The sequence below is a fragment of the Mycetohabitans sp. B46 genome (assembly GCF_037389205.1).
In the GTDB taxonomy this organism is placed as follows: domain Bacteria; phylum Pseudomonadota; class Gammaproteobacteria; order Burkholderiales; family Burkholderiaceae; genus Mycetohabitans.
Window position 1 is genome coordinate 1 of record NZ_JADBGL010000007.1, and the last position, 18899, is coordinate 18899.

The following is an 18899-nucleotide window of genomic DNA, read 5'->3' on the forward strand; positions in this document are numbered from 1 at the left end:
GTGGCACGTACGCGCCGCCGGCCTTAAAATCGCGAGCAGTTCCCACCACCATCGCCGGTGAGCGCTCACACACAAATGGCACGCGTGCATCGGGCTGGACGCCCAACTCGATCAACTGATGGGCGAGACGATTGGCTCGCGCATTCAGCTCGGCGTAACTGACTGCCTGATCTTCAGAGACCAACGCCGTCGCCTCAGGCGTGCGCTGCGCCTGCGCTTCGAACAACTGGTGCACGCATAGGTGCGCCGGATAGGCTTGTGCTGTTGCATTCCACGTCTTGAGCAACAACGTACGCTCGGCCGGTGCCAGCAACTCAACGCGTGTCACAGGGTGCGCTGCGTCGGCCGCCATCGCCTGCAACATCGTCTGCACATACCCAACGTGCCGCTCGATCGTCGTGCGGTCAAACAACGCGCTCGCATAGCCCAATACGCCAATAATTTCGTTGCCCGACTCGTGTAGCTCCAACTCAGGTCGAACTTGACCGTATTGCCCTCAAGCTCGGTCGGAGTGAGCGTGAGATCCGGCAGGCACCAGTGCGCTGTCTGCGCCCCCTGCCACGCAAACATCACTTGAAACAGCGGTGTGTGATCGAGCCGGCGCGGCGGCTGCACGATCTCCACCACTTGCTCAAACGGCAACTCCTGATGCATTTGCGCTTCGAGCGTCGTGCGCCGCACGCGCTCCAGCAGCTGCGCCGTCGTCGGCTCACCGGACAGGTCCACACGCAGCGCCAGCGTATTGACAAAGAAGCCAATTAGCGGCTCGATCGCTGGGTGGCCGCGGTTCGCGCTGGGTGTACCAATGACCAGATCGTCTTGACCCGACAGGCGCGCCAGCACCGCGCTCCACGCCGCCAGCACCGTCATGAACAAGGTCGTGCCGTGCTCCCGGCTCAAGCGTTTGAGCGCGCTTGTCGTGTCGGCATCGATGCACACCGGCACCTGCGCGCCCGCCAATGATGGCTGCGCCGGACGCGGCCGGTCAGTGGGTAGCTCCAGCAGCACCGGTGCGTCGGCCAGCGTCGTGCGCCAATACTCGCTTTGCGCTTGCAGCCGCTCGCCCGATAACCATTGCCGCTGCCACGCTGCATAGTCCGGGTACTGAACCGCCAAGAGCGGCAACGGATCCGGCTGGCCCCGACAGGCGGCCGTGTACAGCGCGCTGAGTTCGCGCACCAGCACCTCGATCGACCAACCGTCCGACACGATATGGTGCTGCGTCAGTAGCAACACGTGCTCGTCGTCCGACAACTGAATCCCGCACGCGCGCAGCAGCGGCCCACGGGCCAGGTCGAACGGCGCTTGGGCGGCCGCTTCGCTGAGCTGCGCTAACTGGGCTTGCCTATCGGGCACGCCGCGCAGGTCATGCCAAGTCATCGGCACGCCCGTCTCGGCGGGTAGCAACTGCACCTGCGGTTGACTATCAACGCTGACGAACACCGAGCGCAGCGCCTCATGGCGGGCAAACAGCGCATCCAGTGCGTGCTGCCACGCGGCCCGATTCAGCGGCCCGTGCACACGCCATGCGAGCGGCATGTGATAGGTGCGGCTCACGCCATCAAATTGTGCGAGAAACCACAGCCGCTGCTGTGCAAACGACAGCGGCAAATGGCCTTCGCGCGACACCGGCGCGATCTCAGGCAGCGTACCGGTGGCGTGATGACGTCGCGCCTCGATCGCCGCTGCGAACGCGGCCAGCGTCGGTGAGGCAAATAGCGTGGCCAGGGGCACATCGGCGCCCAGCCCAGCGATACGATTCAACAGCCGCACCGCGAGCAGCGAATGCCCGCCGAGCGCGAAGAAGCTATCATGCCGGCTGATGCGCTCGACACCAAGCAGCTCGGCCCAAATCGCCGCGAGGTCAGTTTCAAGCTCGCCTTGCGGCGCCTCATACGCTTGATGCGCGAATGCCTCGGCGCCGGGTGCCGGCAGTGCACGCCGGTCCAGCTTGCCGTTCGGCGTCAGGGGAAACGCATCGAGCCGCACGAACGCACTGGGTACCATATAGTCAGGCAATGCGGCCGCCACATGCGCGCGCAAGGTACCCGCTAACGCGTCATCGGGCTTGGCCACCACATACGCGACCAGGCGCTTAGTTTGCCCTTCGCCCATGACCAACACCACCGCGTCGTGCACCTGCGGGTGTTGCGTCAGGCACGCCTCGATCTCGCCCGGCTCAATGCGAAAGCCCCGGATCTTGACTTGATGGTCGTTGCGGCCTAGGAATTCTAAATTGCCATCGGGCAAATAGCGCGCCAAATCCCCCGTCTTATACATGCGGGCATCGGGCTCGTCTGTGAACGGATCGCGCACAAAGCGCTCGGCCGTGAGATCAGGCCGGTTCAGGTAGCCACGCGCGACACCCGCTCCGCCAATATAGAGCTCCCCCACCGCACCCAGCGGCACCGGCTGCTTGTGTGCATCGAGCAGGTAAAGTCGCGTATTGGCAATCGGGCGACCAATCGTGCGCCAGTCACCCTCAACGTGAGTGATCTCATGGAACGTGGCACTCACTGTCGTTTCAGTCGGACCGTAACTATTTAACAAGCGTGGCCGATAACCACGGCCTGTAAACCAAGCATTCCACGCTGACACGCTCACTGCATCGCCACTGATCATGACGGCGCGCACACTGTCTGCAATGGGAACACTTTCCTGGGCCAATTGCGCCCAAAATTGTGCAGGTAACCCCACTACGCTTATGCGATGGGCTTGGCACAACGCCCAAAATTTCCTGGCTTCCACTAGCCAAGCATTCGTGCGTAGGACCAGTGCCGCGCCCACGGTCAACGTAGAAAAAATTTCTTCTACTGACGTATCAAAGGCTGGCGAAGCAAATTGCAACCGTCGGTCCTGTACACCCAACTCCAGTTGTTGAGGGAGCGCCGTAATCTGGTTGATCACACCACTGTGCCGAATTAAGACCCCTTTGGGCATACCGGTGGAACCGGACGTATAAATCACATACGCTAGGTGATGGGATGTCAGAGCCGGCACGAATGGATTCGTCTCCGCCCGATCCGGCAAGGTGTTCGGGTCCAGCACCGTGCGATCGGCCAACGCCGCCTCACCCAGTGCGGCCCGGCCTGCCGCATCCGCGAGCACAATCTGCGGCGTCGCATCCGCAAGAATATGCGCGAGCCGCTCACCCGGATACGCTGGATCGAGCGGCACATACGCGCCACCTGCCTTCAGGATCGCCAGCAGCCCCACCACCATCGCGGGCGAGCGCTCCACACAAATGGCCACCCGTGCATCGGGCTGGACGCCCAACTCGATTAACTGATGCGCTAAGCGATTCGCTTGCGCATTCAACTGAGCATAGCTCAGCGTCTGGTCCTCATAGACTAGCGCCGTGGTCTTGGGCGTGCGCTCGACTTGCGCTTCAAACAACTGGTGAATGCACAACTGCGACGGATAATCGCATTCTGTTGCGTTCCACGTCTTGAGCAACAACGTACGCTCGGCCGGTGCGAGCAACTCAACGCGTGTCACAGGGTGCGCTGCGTCAGCCGCCATCGCCTGCAACATCATCTGCAAATATCCAACGTGCCGCTCGATCGTCGCGCGGTCAAACAACGCACTCGCATAGCCCAATGCACCAACAATCGCGTCGCCCGACTCCTGTAGCTCCAGCTCCAGGTCGAACTTGACTGTGTTGCCCTCAAGCTCGGTCGGGGTGACCGCTAAATCCGGCAAGTGCCACCGCTCCGGCTGCGTGTTCTGCCACGCAAACATCACTTGAAACAGCGGCGTGTGATTGAGCCGGCGCGGCGGCTGCACGATCTCCACCACTTGCTCAAACGGCAGATCCTGATGTGCCTGCGCTTCGAGCGTCGTGCGCCGCACGCGCTCCAGCAACTGCGTCGTCGTCGGCTCACCGGACAGATCTACACGCAGCGCCAGCGTATTGACAAAGAAACCAATTAGCGACTCGATCGCTGGGTGCCCGCGGTTCGCGCTGGGCACGCCGATGACCAGATCGTCCTGGCCAGACAGGCGCGCGAGCACCGCGCTCCACGCCGCCAGCACCGTCATAAACAAGGTCGTGCCGCGCTCTTGGCTTAAGCGCTTCAGTGCCTGCGTGGTCGAGGCATCAATACGCACCGGCACCTGCGCACCCGCCAATGATGGCTGCGCCGGGCGCGGCCGATCGGTCGGCAGCGCCAGCAGCACCGGTGCGTCGGCCAGCGTCGTGCGCCAATACTCGCTTTGCGCTTGCAGCCGCTCGCCCGACAGCCACTGCCGCTGCCACGCCGCATAGTCCGGGTACTGAACCGCCAAGGGCGGCAACGGATCCGGCTGCCCCTGACAGGCAGCCGTGTACAGCGCGTTCAATTCACGCACCGACACTTCCATGGACCAGCCATCCGATACGATATGGTGCTGGGTCAGTACCAACACATGCTCGTCATCGGCCAACTGAATGCCGCACGCGCGCAGCAGCGGCCCATGCGCCAGATCAAATGGTGCGTGCACTGCCTCGTCGCTTAAGCGTGCCCATTGCACGTCGGCGTCAGGCACGCCGCGCACGTCATGCCAGGTCATCGGCACACCTGTGCCCGCCGGTAGCAATTGCACTTGCGGTTGACCCTCGACGGCGACAAACGTCGAGCGCAGCGCGTCATGACGCGCAAACAGCGCATCGAGCGCCTGTTGCCACGCGGCCCGATTCAGCGGCCCGCGCACGCGCAGTGCACGCGACATATGATAGGTGCGACTTACGCCATCCAGTTGCGCGAGAAACCATAGCCGCTGCTGTGCAAACGACAGCGGCAAAGCGCCTTCGCGCGGCACCGGCGCGATCTCAGGCAGCGTCTCGGTGTCGTGATGCCCTTGCGCCTCCACTGCAGCAGCGAATGCCGCCAGCGTGGGCGACGCAAATAGCGTAGCCAGGGGCACGTCGGCACCCAGCCCAGCGAGACGATTCAACAGCCGCACCGCGAGCAGCGAATGCCCGCCGAGCGCAAAGAAGCTATCGTGCCGACCGACGCGCTCAACACCGAGCAATTCGGCCCAAATCTCGGCCAGCGTGGTCTCGATCTCACCTTGCGGCGCTTCATACGCTTGACGGACCAATGCTTCGTCATCCGGCTCCGGCAGCGCCCGCCGATCGAGTTTGCCGTTGGGCGTCAGCGGGAAGGCATTGAGCCGCACAAACGCGGCCGGCACCATATAATCGGGCAAGCGCGCGGCCACATGCGCATGCAGCGTGCTCGCGAGTGGCATCCCGGATTCAGGCGTGCTGGCCAGCGGCGCATCGGCTTCAGCAATGACATACGCGATGAGCCGCATGTTCTCGCCGTCGCCGCGCGCCAGCACCACCGCGTCGCGCACCTGCGGGTGCTGGGCCAAGCATGCCTCAATCTCGCCCGGCTCGATTCGTTGACCGCGCAGCTTAATCTGATCGTCGATGCGGCCCACGTAGTCGAGCCGACCGTCCACTCGCCATTTGCCCAAGTCGCCCGTTCGGTACAGCCGCTCGCCGTGCCCGAACGGGTTGGCGACAAAGCGCTCAGCGCTTAACGCCGGCTGATTGAAGTAACCGCGTGCCAAGCCCGCACCCGCGATGTATAACTCGCCCGTCACGCCCGGTGGCAACGGCTTGAACTGTTGATCCAATACATACACGCGCACGTTGGACAACGGCTCGCCGATTGGCACCGTCCCCTGTACGTCAGGCACGGCCGCAAACCAGGTCGAGGTCATCGTGCATTCGGTCGGGCCGTACTGATTGAACACCTGCACCTGCGCGCCGAGCGTTTGCTGCACGCGCGCCACAAGCTGCGCGTCCAGCGCTTCGCCACTCACCAAGATCAAGCGCAGGGCGTCACACACGCCTCGGTGTTCAGCCGCCTGACACACGCTACGCAGCAAGCTCGGCGTTATACTGAGCAATGCCGTGACACGCTGCTCATGGAGCACACCCACATAGCGGTGCGGCTCCTTGGCGTGCGCGGTCGGAATGAGCACCACGCGGGCGCCTGCAATCAGCGGGCCGATTAGATCACGCACCGACGCATCAAAGGCCAGGCTCGCGACATTGAGCACCACCTCCTTGTCGCTGACACGATAATGGCGAACTAAGAAGTTCAGGTAATGGGCTGCGCCACCATGCCGGGTCATCACCCCTTTAGGCTGGCCGGTTGAGCCCGACGTATAGGTCACGTACGCGAGATGCGCAGGCAACACACCGCTGGGCGGGCGCGTGTCGGGCTCCGCCGCGATCTGCACCCAGTCGGTATCCAGGCACACGCATGATGCAGCCGTGCGCGGCAACGCCTGCTGCAGGGACGACTGCGTAACCAGCACCGGCACGCGCGCCTGTTGCATCATGTACGTGAGGCGCTCGTGCGGGTAGCTCGGATCCAGCGGTAAATACGCACCCCCGGCCTTCAAGATGCCCAGTACGCCGACCACCATCTCGATTGAGCGCGTCACGCCTAGCCCCACCACGACGTCAGGTCCAACGCCCAGCGTGCGCAAATGCCACGCCAGTTGGTTGGCCCGGCGCTCTAAGTCAGCGTACGTGATGGACTGCTCGCCCAGCACGACCGCCACCGCCTGCGGCGTGCGCTCGACCTGCGCCTCGAACAGCTGATGCACGCACAGGTGCGACAGACAGTCCTGCTGCGTCGCATTGCAGTCGGTTTGGGACGTATTAAGCGGAACTGGCATACTGTAAACAGACATTTATAACCTTCGATCAGATAAAGTCAAACCGTTTTAGCAGCACTAACCCACTGAACGATTGCCATTACCTTAACAATCGGCCAGGCAGCAAAAAAATAAAGCTTTACGTTGGCGAGCACCGATTACATGGCGCTTCGTATGCATCTCGCCTGCCACTGGTACAGCCTTTTTAGGCCATTGCTTTGAAAAACAGCGGGGAGCTTTCGATACCTCCACGTCACAACGAGGCGGCCATATGGCTAGCGCGGCATAACGTCGCGTGTGATATGAGCGTGGTCCGCTTCGACCTTAGTCGAACCGCATCAAGACAAACGCTGTGTTAATGACGCCGCCGGGCCATCATGCTCGCGTGCCACGAGCATGGTGAGCACGCGTCAACGCGACAACAACGTGGCGAATAGAGATACCGAGCGAAGGCGGGAGGATTGTGCGGCGGAAAAGTTGGATGCACCACGCCTATACAGCGTCACCGGGTGCAAGCTGGGGTACTTCTGCATTGTATTCCCTCCAGACATCACTTTTAGCCAGCAAAACGGCGACTGCCATGCGCCCGTTCGCTGACAAATCACCTCATTGTACGACTGCCCGCTCACGCGACGCGCCTAAGCAGGAGGCCAAGTTGTCGTGCGCCGCTTCACAGATAAGGCAACTGCGACTATAAGGCGTCTGTTGTGACAAACACAAGCTTGTTACCCTCACTTAAACCGACAAATACTATATAGGAAAAGCGATGAAGCACTCACGGCGACAAACGGCAGCAGTCGACTTGCTGCCACGCAGGGTATGGCGCTCATGAAAACGCTCGATTGCATATTCAAACGCCGCTCCCCAACCCGTCTAGCTTCTTAGTAGCATGAATCATGCCGCGTGACTATTGGCAAGGAAGCGTGCAACTACATCATGCAGGCCAGATCTGGAAATGCTCGGATCACCACAGGCCGAATAGATAAACGCGAGTCGCTAGCCGCCACCAGTCTGCGCTTGCGGTTTGCGGGTGGACCATAGAGCAATCCATGCTCCAGATTCCGTTGATCGCAATCACGAGCTGCTTGGGCTGCCTCAGCTGCGCCGCCTTGTTGCGCCGCAGCCTCTTATGCCGCAATGACAGCCTCTGCTCGCGATAGAGCCGATAACTCTTTCATGGTTGTCTCGCCAGCCTTGCCGACACAGCATCACATGCACCCGGCGATAGCCATAGTGCACGCGTGTTGGCGTGATCTGCTTGATGCGCAAGGCGATCGCGTTCGAATCTCATGCGATTGACTGATAGCTGTACACCGAACGCGACAGCTTCAGTACCCTGCAGGCCTGGCGCTGGCTTGCGCCGAAGCGTTGCATCAGATCTTGAGTGAGTTCACGCAGCCGGGAAGGCTTCAGCGCTTTTTTGATAGCCCATCCTGTAACATGGCTTTGTCCAGCGATAGCTCCGCCACCAGCCGTCTAAGCTTCGCGCTCTCCCCTTCGAGTTGCTTCAGCCGGCGTAGCTCCGACGGGCCCAGGCCCCATACTTCTGCCGCCAGTTGTAAAACGTCGCATCGCTGATGCCCATCTTGCGCATACCTCAGCCACCGGCATGCCCAGCCCTGCTTGCTTCAACGCGAACGCAATCTGTTCTTCAGTGTACTGGCTCTTCTTCATGACATGGCCTTCTGCTTGTCAAGGTTGCATCACGCCGAATTTTTCTTCTTCTGCACGGCCCATTTTTTTGGGTCAGCCTCACAGGTTTTCTCCGGTAAAGCGACCGGCAGCCGGAGCACTGGGATGGGGGATAATCGTGGCGCACTCGCCGATTTAGCTCAGAAGTGTCCAGTGCCGAATAACAGGTTATCCATGCGCCAACGAGCAATACCAGGATTTTTATAAGGGTTTGTAAACGGCTGGGGCAAACAGCGACAATCCGAGCTTGGGCATCTTCTTAAAGGTGATTACGGCACTCGCCTTCAGTCGCGCAAATTGGCAACACTAGCAGGTAATTTTTTCCTTTCTGCGCCGCGCCGCCGGCGAAAACCGTAAGTCACTTATTTTTAAACTAGTGGTTGGCTCAGCTGTCGGCGCGTTAAGGTATAATAGATGTTCTAGTGGGGCCGTTGGCCGTCGTAAAGAACTAGCTGGCATTGTTTATGCGCACACGCAGGGTAGGAAGGCAAAAAGCTAAGTAATATTTGATCATCGAAAGTGAGGACGATCCCGGCCCCCAGTGGTTAGTCTGCAATCAAGCTTGCGCGTTGGGGCTATACGGGGAAGTGCTAGCGTAGATGATGTCGCAACGAGCGAAAGGATATTTTCGGCAAGCGCATGAGCATGGTCAGGCATGGCGGCCTTAAGATACCGGGTAATAGAAGAAGGGTATTTTTAAATAGAGGCCATGCCACCAAGCACTTCGTCAATCTGAGGCGTCAGCATAGGCGTGCAAGCGAGTTGGCCCAGTCCGCCTCCGTCCAGGGTATTTTTAACTTAACATAGGGAATGAACATGGCGACATATCAAGAGTTGCGCGCACAAATTGAACAGCTTGAAGCGGAGGCAGAAGCCTTACGGGCGCAGGAATTGGAAACGGTGATCGCACAGATGCGTGAGAAGATCACCGAATTGGGGATCACGGCCGAAGATTTATTTGGACGTAAACGCCAAGTTCGCGGCGCTGCACGTACGAAGCAGCCAGAGCCGAAATACCAGAATCCCAAAACGGGTGAGACCTGGAGCGGTAGAGGTCGGGCGCCGTCATGGATTGGAAAGAATCGCGAGCGCTTTCTAATCTCAAAATAAGGTGAAGCGGCATGCTGGTGAAGGAGCCGAATGTGTCACGTTAATTTTTTCCGCACCCGCAAAGCTAGTGGAAAAAAAGCGCGTTGTAGCATCGGCTTAACCCGGTGCACTGCTGTTGACGACGGCAATGAGTACAAGACCTGACTGCTGCTGTGATAACGAACGGCTTGCGGGTTTGACCTGCTAGCAAACGCAAGCAGTAGGTGACGACCTCGCCAAAAGTGCGGGAAGTTGCGCCTATATTTGCTTGCCGCACGCCGTTTCGAATCACATCACTGGCTCAGGCTCTTGTGCTCGATACGCATTGGTGGATGGCTCGAGCTATGTCACGCCGCCGGCATCGCCCAACTCCTGTCTGGACCACTCGGTGCCATACCATTGCCGTAATTCAGTACGGGCAAGCGGCCTCGATGCGCTCGCGCAGTTAGTCTTTGTACGGATCGAGCTTCGCCGTTTGCGCTTCGTGAGCGCTGTATCGCCGTGCCTCGGCCTCACGCAGATACCATCGCACGAGGCGGCGCGAGCAGCCCAACTGCTTGATTATCTCCCGAGTCCCTACGCCCCGACGCACCAATACCTGGATTTCCACTGCTTGCTCCTGGGCCAACATCGTCGGTAAGCAAAAGTCACCCTCCTCGCCCGGCGTGCATTTTTACTCCGCCGCCGTGCGTCAGCATGACTCCGGCGCTCACGGATAGGCACTCATGTTAGATATTAAGCTTATGCTGACCTTTCCCCTCTGAAGTATCCCACTGTAAAGTTAGTGGCAAGGCCGCAGGAGAAACCTTGACATGAAGAAATTGCGGTTCAATGAAGAGCAGATCATCGGGGTGTTAAAAGAAGCCGAGGCAGGCTTGAAGCCGGCAGAGCTATGCCGCAAGCACGGCATCTCGGAAGCGCCCTACTACAACTGGAAGCCGGAGTTTGGCGGGATGACGGTCTGTGAAGCGCAGCGCCTGAAGGAGCTGCTATCCCGAAAGTAGCAAGCCCGCAGGCCAAGCGCGAAGCGGTATCAGCAGCACGTTGAAAATGGCTCTTCCCCACTTTGTGTGAAGTTTCACGTCACAAATCAGCACCGATTCAGCACGCGAATACGAAGCAGTTGGAAGCCGGCGCGGCCATACATTTGGCGCTTGAGAGACTTGAGCCGATTGACATGGCCTTCGACGATGCCGTTACTGTAGGGTATGAGTCATGCAGCGTGTACGGCATCGTAGTCGTGGCCAATGCCTGCTGCAAACCGCTGCATTTCTGGTACACCGCTGGCCTGCGCTTGACGCAGCCAGCCTGCCAACGCTTCATGTGCGCGGCGCTTGACCATGTCAATGAACGCGAGCGACAACCGCCGAATTGTTGCTATCTGGGGATTCTGCTTGGCGAGTCGTTGAACAAAGCGCTGGACGTGCCGCTTATCGTCGTTGGTGAGCACGGCCGTGCCCCGACACATTAACCAGCAGTCTACGCGGCGAGTGGAAGGCACTGCTCGTGGCACATAAGTGCGTCGCTGCTGCATGGGCGCACAGGTTTGCCGCCAAGGCTGAAGGGGTTGGCGTACGATACTGCAACCGCCGTTGAATCCCTGAGCCGCGATCTCCGAATATAACCTGGCCGCGTTTGGCAGCCTTCACGCCAGCGCTGGGCAAGATACGCTCGATAGGGATTCAACTTGCTGGCGGCTGGCAGCCGTTGCGCCCGCTCAGGGAACCCACCGGCGTTGATCCAGTGCCGCACCGTACGCCGCTCCAATGCCGTGATCCGCACAATCGCCCGGATTGCCATCCCGCTTTGATGATGGTGCATGACCGATTCATAGCATGCGAGCCACGCTTCACGCCGCTGCGCTTGTTGCGCTTTCACGCGCGATGTGGTTGCCACGCCGGGCGCATTCGATTTAATCGCTGGCAATGCGAGACAAGCGTCCTCGTGATCGAGCGAGTGTGCAACTTCGCGGATAGGCCGCTGGCAGCGGCTCAGCGCGCGTTCAGTGGCGTCGCCAAGCTTGTTCAATAGATGCCATCGGTCGGCCACTTGTATGGATTGTGGCGCACCACGTGTGATGCCTTCGGCGTCAACACCAGCGCGATCGCGCGACCGATTCGGATTGCGCGGTTTTCTGTGAACCAGTTCGCCACCGATGTCGCGTCACGATTGGGCAACCGATCCAATGGGCGCCGTTGCTTGAACTCGACCAGTAGGGTGCCATAGCGATAAGCGCGTTTGAATGCCCAATCATCAACGCCAATAATGGTCGGGGCGATGTCATCGCGACGTACTTCTTGCCATTGCGTTTAAGCAAACGAAGAATCGCTTCGCCGCTGATCGGATTGCCCAGCCGCTGCGCCAAGCGCGCACCCGCGGCGCCACTGAGCGCCAAGCCCACATGACGTCATCGCCGGTGCAACTGTATCCACTGCCTGACAAACACTGATTTTATTCTGACAGTAAAAACCCGAAATGAATAACAGCGTCCCGTGTTTCCCTCTGGATGAAGGTCACGAGATCGATAGTGCGGGTCGGCACCGGTTGCAGCGTCGTCTGGTCCATAAGTCAAAACTCCAACATGTTTTCGTGGAACGTATAGACCCGGTACCGCCCGCTGGAGAGGGGCAGGATTGCTTCGTTGCGCCATTGATCATCGAATCAGGCCATCCGTTTTTCTTCGAGCATGAAATCGACCATGTGCCGGGCCTGATGCTTGTCGAAGCAACACGGCAAGTTGGCACCGCAATATCTCACCTGTTCTACGGGGTCCCTTTTGGGGTGGCCTTCGTGCTCGACGAATTTAACGTGAGCTATGCGCGTTTTGCTGAACTGTCCGCGCCGCTTGCCGTGCACTTCACGGTGGTTGAAAAATACTATCGCAAGCGGTCTCTGTCGGGCTTACAGGCACACACCGAATGGCACCAGGCCGGGCTGCGAGTTGGCACGATGGATGTGCGCTGGAGCTTCGTGCCATCGGCCATATTGGCACGCCTGCGGCGCACCGGCGCAACAAGCATCGGCATCACGGTGTAATGGCGGCAGCTACTGAACAAATCGTCGTGCAGGTGACGACAATTCCAAAGCGTGCGATTGCGTAGATCACCAAGCGGCTCGGATTGAATGTGGGTGAACTTGTGCAGCAAGCTGCGCGGGACTTTACGCCGTCTGAGAACGAAGAGGAAATTATCGCGTTGCTCGGGCGCGTGAATGCGTCCATAAAGGAGGCAAACGATACGCTCGATGATGCACTGTCTTTCGTTGTAGAGCCGCACAAAAACATCACGGCGATAACAAAAGGTAAGCGGTAATGGGATAACCGACCAGGCATGGGACGCACTCCCGTACCATTAGCATGGGAACAGATCCGAGCGCGGTATTCGTTGCGCGATGTGTTTCGATTTTAGTGGCCAAGCGTGGTGCGAACTTAGCAGGAGCCAACTTCTTGCACATCCACAGCAACATCCCGTGCAGTGGATAAGGCAAGCGCTTCAGTCCCCTTGGCAATGCCAGTGGCAGCCTGTCTTCAGTTTCGGCATAGTTGCCGCTGAGCTTCGGTAACTTGCAAGACTTGCCCGATCGCCAACCGCGCTTTCAATCACGAGACAGGAGGGGTCAATGGCGTGACACTTGAAAGGTTGAAAGTCAATATCGATCACTCGATGACGGGCCACTTCCCGTATCAAGACAGTAGCTTACTCAACGCTCGCTTCAACTCGTCGCTTCCTTGGGCCTTTGGAATCTCCCTTTTCACACGAATTTTATAACCAGGTTTTATTTCCTTGTCGTTTAAAAATTTTTTCAATAATTTATCAGAGTGACCCCGATAATCAGGATTTGCAATGATTTGCGCCAAACCCGCCGGCTCCGGTTGGCCTCTTTCCCAAATGGAAAATTGCTTAAAATCCCTAACAACTAAATCACTAAATGAATGTTGTTTAATAACATTGATTGCTAGTTTATCGTCCGCATGTAACTGCGCATCCAAGCTTCGGCGTGTTTTAATTTTTAATCCTGCCCGAAGATTTTTTATTGCGCCATTGATGATTTTTTTATACGATTTATTGGCGCTTAGCTTGTAACATTCAGTGATTAAGTCTATCATATCTGACTTTGCATATTTTTCCATGCAATCAAGTTTATCCTTTTGATTGTAGGTGGTGGAAAACCACCGTGCCAATGATCTTAAGGCAGATTTTTCTTTAGCTGTCAAATGCGGAGCCTGTTGAAGTACCTTTGCGTCGTTTCGCGTCGAAGATTGCCTCGCCAACCAGAACGCAATCATTTCGCGTTTGATCTGAGTATCTATCGCTGCGGGAACAGGGACTGTGGCAACCCCCGGCAAAACGATGCCGTCCAACGCACGCTCGCACTCCCATGCCTGCAACTTTTGTAGCCACCGGACTGAGGTGCCGATGGCCGAAGCGTCATGTTGGACGCCGCACCCGCCTACCGGCTTGGCTTGATAGCGCGTGAGTAATTGCTGTCGGTCGAGTTCTGACAGCTGACCGTCTTCAAGCCGTGCCAGCACGTTGGTCAGACTTTGCTCAGGCTGTTCCATCAGCCATTCCGATAGCCCTTTCAGGTTACGCACGTACTGATATATAGTAATTTTTTTCAATGATTTATCCCCATCCTGTGAGTCGCAATAGGCAGCCAAGCGCGCGGACAGATCTTGGAGAAGCGCGGCGTCTTGAGGATTGGGACGAAACAGGTAACCTCTAGCGCGGGTAGCTTTGACCAAGCCGGCTGGCGTGGTGCGGGCCACGTCTGGCGGCGAGCCCTCGGAAGGCCATTCGGCTCGCCGCGCCGGCGTTGACGCCATAGGCGATGTGGGACGCCGGGCCGATCCGACCTGGACCGTCTGGTGCCACGTCATGCCATACGCGTGGTGGCTCTCCGGCAGCGTATGCAGTCCGCGCCGATCGCTGGAGGACCAACTCAGGATCGGTAGCGCGTGCCCGCTCATCGAACGCGGAGTCGGTCGCTGGACGGGTTGCGGTGCCGGCGCTTCGGCCCTATTATCCATCTCGGTTCGAGGCAAGCTCGGATCCGATGCGTGAGGAGCAAATAAGTAACGAGTATCCATGATCGGCTTGTCAGCCGCACGGCGGCTGCCTGCTGTGAAAAAAAGGTGAGCCTATTGTTGCGGCACGCGCCGCGCGACGCTGACAGGCAGCCGAAGCCAGGGCATGCCATGCGAGCATTCTGGCGGCAAACGATAAGGTAGGGCAGGCTCCAAAGTGGTCAACCCGTGCTTTCCTTCCGCCGGTCTCATTCCGGTTCTGCGCTGCCTCTCCTCATAGTCTTTCACAGTCAGCACCGATTCAACGCCAGCGCGCAGAAATAAGCGTCTAGCACAGAGCAATCTGAGCGTGCAGGCGATGCCCACTGAATTTTCAGCAGATACCTTAATGACAGAGCAACGCTCAAAAGCGTTGTGTTAAAGGTCGTCACCGTAGGCATAGGCAGCAAGCGCTGTTTGATCGGCGGACCAAACAGCGGCTAATCGAGGCTTGCCTTGAACCGAGCGCATCGGTAGCGGGGCTCACACTCAGACACGGCGTCAATGCGAACCTTTTATGCAAATGGAGCAAGTTGCACTAGCAACGGCTAGCTAATGCTTCAACACAGCAGCCGACCGCAGAGTCGGCATTCGTGCCGGTCGCGGTTAGCGGCGAACAGGCGCTTGCCGAGCACAATCCGTCATGTCGTCTTCGATGGCAGCGACGGGGGAGTTCGTCCACTGGGAGACTTGGATAACGGAAGCCGTATAACGCGAAGGTGTCACGTACGGTTTTGCGAGAACCTCGGGGTGAGATTCCCCCGGGCTAGTCACCCGCGGATGAGCGACACGGGTCCTGCCATTCGGTTGTTCAGTTACAGCTCGACGCGCAGCGCAGCATACGCCGCGGCGCGCTAGGCTAGCATCAAACCCGGCGTAACAGGGATGACTGACGGCGATAAGCTGTACAATGATGTCGCCGACACCAATCAACTGGTGCAGGTGGACTGCTGAACGCACACGCGTCGCTACAGGATCGAGGCGAAAGAGAGCCTGCCGAATGCGCAGCGTGGTCGCAATCATCTCGTTAGCGGATTCATTCGACTGATCGAGCAGCTGTTTGGGATCGAATCGCGCTGCGAAGGCATGTCGCCGGAGAATCGGTTGCTCACAAGACAACGCGAGAGTCGTGTGGCCCTCGGGCAAATCGAAGCACTGCTTCTGCGTCAGTCGCACGCCGTATTGCCGCAACGTGCCTACTACCGACGATTACCAGGCCCTGTTGCCATGGCGGGGCGTCGCCTCAACACACTGACGCATGGCAGACCGTCCCGCGCAAACCACATCGTCTACTAAACGCTTACATTTGTCGGGTTTCACCGGTACACCTACGGGCGTATGCATGAACACCAGCCGTTGATTAACCGCCAGCGGGACGGGTGCGAGTTGCATTCTATGTTATTTATGGGTGGAACAAAGAACTGTCAGGTAGCGATAGTGACGACATAGCTTCCCAAAGCGCCATTTATGCGTGTGATCGCTGTCCGGTCAGGCTGAGTCTGCTATCCTCGCGGAAGCAAGGATCCGATAGACTGTCGCTTTGCCCAGCCCACGCTGACGAGCAATGCTGCTCGCAACCCGACGCCAGGAGCTTTTGAGATACGGCGGCACGCCTCATTGCCGTGCCGTCACTACGCTTGGCAAGCGTGGCAACGGCAATTGCCAAGCTTTGAGATGATTGAGGCGAACTCATTCAGCCATATGACGTTGTTGACCAAACCCGAGGTGTTTGACATGATCGCAGAATTTTGCGTGTCGCTGTATGGGCAAGATTGGATCAAGGGTAAGCGCGTTGTCAGGACTGTCTTGACATAGGAGGTTACTTTTGAATGGAAACCAGGACCGCCGGCGATATCAAGTACAACTCGGTCGTCGGCAGTATCGTTATCGTAATAGGGTCGCGAAAAAATAAAGCTGCCTGTTTTTTGTAGTCAATAATTGTCCGCTTGTTAGCATAACCGACCGGCTTTTTTCATGTTTTAAGGCATGTGGTGCATCCCTAGCCGGTCATGATCGACGGAGACAACATGACATCTAGTCTAAGTGCAGGCGCCGCCGAGCAAGTCGCGGCTGTGCCGTTCCTCTCCAAGGAGCGCATTGTAGCGAGGCCAGGCTTCAACCGCTGGCTGGTCCCTCCGGCCGCCTTGGCGATTCACTTGTGCATAGGCATGGCTTACGGCTTCTCGGTCTTTTGGCTACCCTTGTCGCAGGCCATCGGCATCACCCATCCTATGGCCTGCGGTCCCGAAGTCGGCTTTTTGCAAGAGTTGTTCGTGACTCACTGCGACTGGAAGATTTCCACGCTGGGATGGATGTATACATTGTTTTTTGTGCTACTTGGCAGTTCTGCCGCTATTTGGGGAGGCTGGCTGGAGCGAGCCGGGCCGCGCAAGGCTGGCGTGGTCAGCGCACTATGCTGGTGCAGTGGTATGCTGCTTTCCGCACTCGGCATCCACCTACATCAGTTCTGGCTGATGCTGCTGGGCTCCGGCGTGATTGGCGGTATTGGTCTGGGTCTCGGGTATATCTCGCCAGTCAGTACACTGATCAAATGGTTTCCAGATCGGCGGGGCATGGCCACCGGCATGGCCATCATGGGGTTTGGTGGCGGCGCGATGATTGGCTCGCCGCTAGCCACGGAACTCATGGCGTCCTTTGCTGCGTACGAAGGCGGGGGCGTGACGCAGACTTTTGTCGCGATGGCCGCAATGTACTTTGTGTTTATGATGAGTGGCGCACTGGCCTATCGCGTACCGCCGCCCGGATGGGCACCCGCTGGCTGGAAGCCCGCTAACGATCGGGTAAATGGCGCCATGGTGACGCAGCACCATGTTCATGTGAAGAAAGTGTGGGGCATCCCGCAGTTCTGGCTGGTGTGGATGGTGCTTTGCATGAATGTCTCGGCCGGAATCGGTGTGATCGGCATGGCCAGTCCGATGCTGCAAGAAGTCTTCGGTGGACACTTGATTGGCCAAGCCGTGCAATTCTCTGCACTCGATAAAACGCAATTGACGTCAATAGCCTCTGTGGCAGCCGGTTTTACCGCGCTGCTGAGTTTATTCAACATCGGTGGCCGGTTTGTCTGGGCCAGTCTTTCCGATAAGCTCGGACGCAAGCAAACTTACACCATTTTCTTCGTGCTAGGTGTGCTTCTATACGCCAGCATTCCGTCGAGTATCACCGCCGGGTACTTAATACTCTTTGTTGCTGCTGTCTGCGTCATCGTCAGTCTGTATGGTGGAGGGTTTTCCACGGTGCCGGCTTACTTGGCCGACCTGTTTGGCACCCAGTTTGTCGGTGCCATCCATGGCCGGCTGCTCACAGCTTGGGCCACCGCCGGCATTCTTGGGCCGGTCGTAGTGAACTACATGCGTGACTACCAGCTAGGTCTGGGTCTGCCGCGTGAGCAAGTGTACAACCAGTCGATGTATATCTTAGTTGGCATGCTGTTAGTAGGCCTAGTTTGCAACCTTCTGATAAAGCCAGTGCACCCGAAACATTTCATGAGCGAGCAAGAGCTGGCGGAGGAAAAACGCGTGGCGCACCCTGCGCCACCCGTGTGCGAGCTGCCTGCCGAAGCACCCGCCATGCGGGCGTTCGGCAGCGGTGTGCTGGTTGTGCTTGCTTGGACCGCGGTTGGATTGCCACTCGTGTGGGGCATCTATCGCACGATGCTCAGTGTTGTGGCGCTCTTACACGGCTAGTGCCTGTCAGATTCAACCCGCCATGAAGCGCCACCGCTACAATCGATAGCTGTGATGGCACCGCAACCGCCCTTGAACCCCTGCGCTGCAATTTGCGAGTGCAGCATCACAGCGTCCTGGCAGCGCTCGCGCTGCCAGATAAATCAGGAAGGGATCCAACTTGCTGGCTACTGGTGGCCAGTGTGCCCGCTCAGGGGACCCACCGGCGCTGATCCAATGCTGCACCGTACGCCGGTCCAATGCCATGATGCGTACAATCGCCCAAATTGCCCTCCCGATTCGATGGTGATGCATGGCCGATTCATAGCGCGCGAGCCGCACTTCACGCCGCTGTGCAAGCCGTGCAGTAAGCAACAAGGACTTTATGTTTCAGTGCAACGATGAGCCGATTACCGATTATCTCCCGCTCTACAATACACATACTGAGCGCGGGGGCAACCAAGCGGCACATCGAGCGCTTTGCTCAACGACTCGGCGAGCGAAATCCACAGATTGTGGCAATCCGGCGGCTATCTCTCGAGTTCGCCGACAGAGCTAAGCGCCACGCCCATGAAGCGTTGGCAAGCTAGCTGCGCCAGACGCAGGCTAGCGGTATATGGCCAATGCGGCAATTCGCGGCAAGTATCGGCCACGACTACGGCGCAGTACACACAGCACTGTTGAGCTTATTGGCGTGTCTGGGCAAAATG

At 58.3% G+C, this 18899-nt stretch carries 8 protein-coding genes and 3 pseudogenes; 7 read left to right on the forward strand and 4 right to left on the reverse strand.

What is annotated here, in order from left to right:
• Both IHE30_RS09135 and IHE30_RS09140 read right to left on the reverse strand, forming a co-directional pair.
• Positions 1–6645 (reverse strand): annotated as a pseudogene (locus IHE30_RS09135) (amino acid adenylation domain-containing protein); the annotation flags it as partial.
• A gap of 1060 nt (positions 6646–7705) precedes the next feature.
• Positions 7706–8334 (reverse strand): annotated as a pseudogene (locus IHE30_RS09140) (transposase); the annotation flags it as partial.
• Positions 8335–9168: 834 nt separating this feature from the next.
• Here IHE30_RS09140 and IHE30_RS09145 point away from each other — a divergent pair.
• The 3 genes and pseudogenes from IHE30_RS09145 (at position 9169) to IHE30_RS09155 (ending at position 10912) form a co-directional block, all read left to right on the forward strand.
• Complete coding sequence (locus tag IHE30_RS09145; RefSeq protein WP_337690040.1) at positions 9169–9462, forward strand: H-NS histone family protein; 294 nt, start codon at positions 9169–9171, stop codon at positions 9460–9462.
• Positions 9463–10253: 791 nt separating this feature from the next.
• Positions 10254–10430: pseudogene (locus IHE30_RS09150) on the forward strand (transposase); the annotation flags it as partial.
• Positions 10431–10618: 188 nt separating this feature from the next.
• Positions 10619–10912 carry a hypothetical protein gene (locus tag IHE30_RS09155; RefSeq protein ID WP_337690041.1) on the forward strand — a complete coding sequence of 98 codons (294 nt, stop codon included), beginning with the start codon at positions 10619–10621 and terminating at the stop codon, positions 10910–10912.
• 553 nt (positions 10913–11465) lie between these two features.
• Here IHE30_RS09155 and IHE30_RS09160 read toward each other — a convergent pair.
• Positions 11466–11627: a hypothetical protein gene (locus IHE30_RS09160; RefSeq protein ID WP_337690042.1), complete on the reverse strand. Its 162-nt coding sequence runs from the start codon at positions 11625–11627 to the stop codon at positions 11466–11468.
• 358 nt (positions 11628–11985) lie between these two features.
• Between IHE30_RS09160 and IHE30_RS09165 the strand changes: the two genes are divergently transcribed.
• Positions 11986–12477 (forward strand): AfsA-related hotdog domain-containing protein, encoded by a 492-nt coding sequence (locus IHE30_RS09165; RefSeq protein ID WP_337690043.1) that lies wholly within the window; start codon positions 11986–11988, stop codon positions 12475–12477.
• 89 nt (positions 12478–12566) lie between these two features.
• Complete coding sequence (locus tag IHE30_RS09170; protein WP_337690044.1) at positions 12567–12752, forward strand: hypothetical protein; 186 nt, start codon at positions 12567–12569, stop codon at positions 12750–12752.
• A gap of 371 nt (positions 12753–13123) precedes the next feature.
• On the opposite strand, the gene IHE30_RS09175 is transcribed toward IHE30_RS09170, so the two are convergent.
• Positions 13124–14209: a hypothetical protein gene (locus IHE30_RS09175; protein WP_337690045.1), complete on the reverse strand. Its 1086-nt coding sequence runs from the start codon at positions 14207–14209 to the stop codon at positions 13124–13126.
• 1290 nt (positions 14210–15499) lie between these two features.
• Here IHE30_RS09175 and IHE30_RS09180 point away from each other — a divergent pair.
• Positions 15500–15802 carry an IS66 family transposase gene (locus tag IHE30_RS09180; protein WP_337690283.1) on the forward strand — a complete coding sequence of 101 codons (303 nt, stop codon included), beginning with the start codon at positions 15500–15502 and terminating at the stop codon, positions 15800–15802.
• Positions 15803–16533: 731 nt separating this feature from the next.
• Positions 16534–18210 (forward strand): OFA family MFS transporter, encoded by a 1677-nt coding sequence (locus IHE30_RS09185; protein WP_337690284.1) that lies wholly within the window; start codon positions 16534–16536, stop codon positions 18208–18210.
• Positions 18211–18899 lie beyond the last annotated feature (689 nt).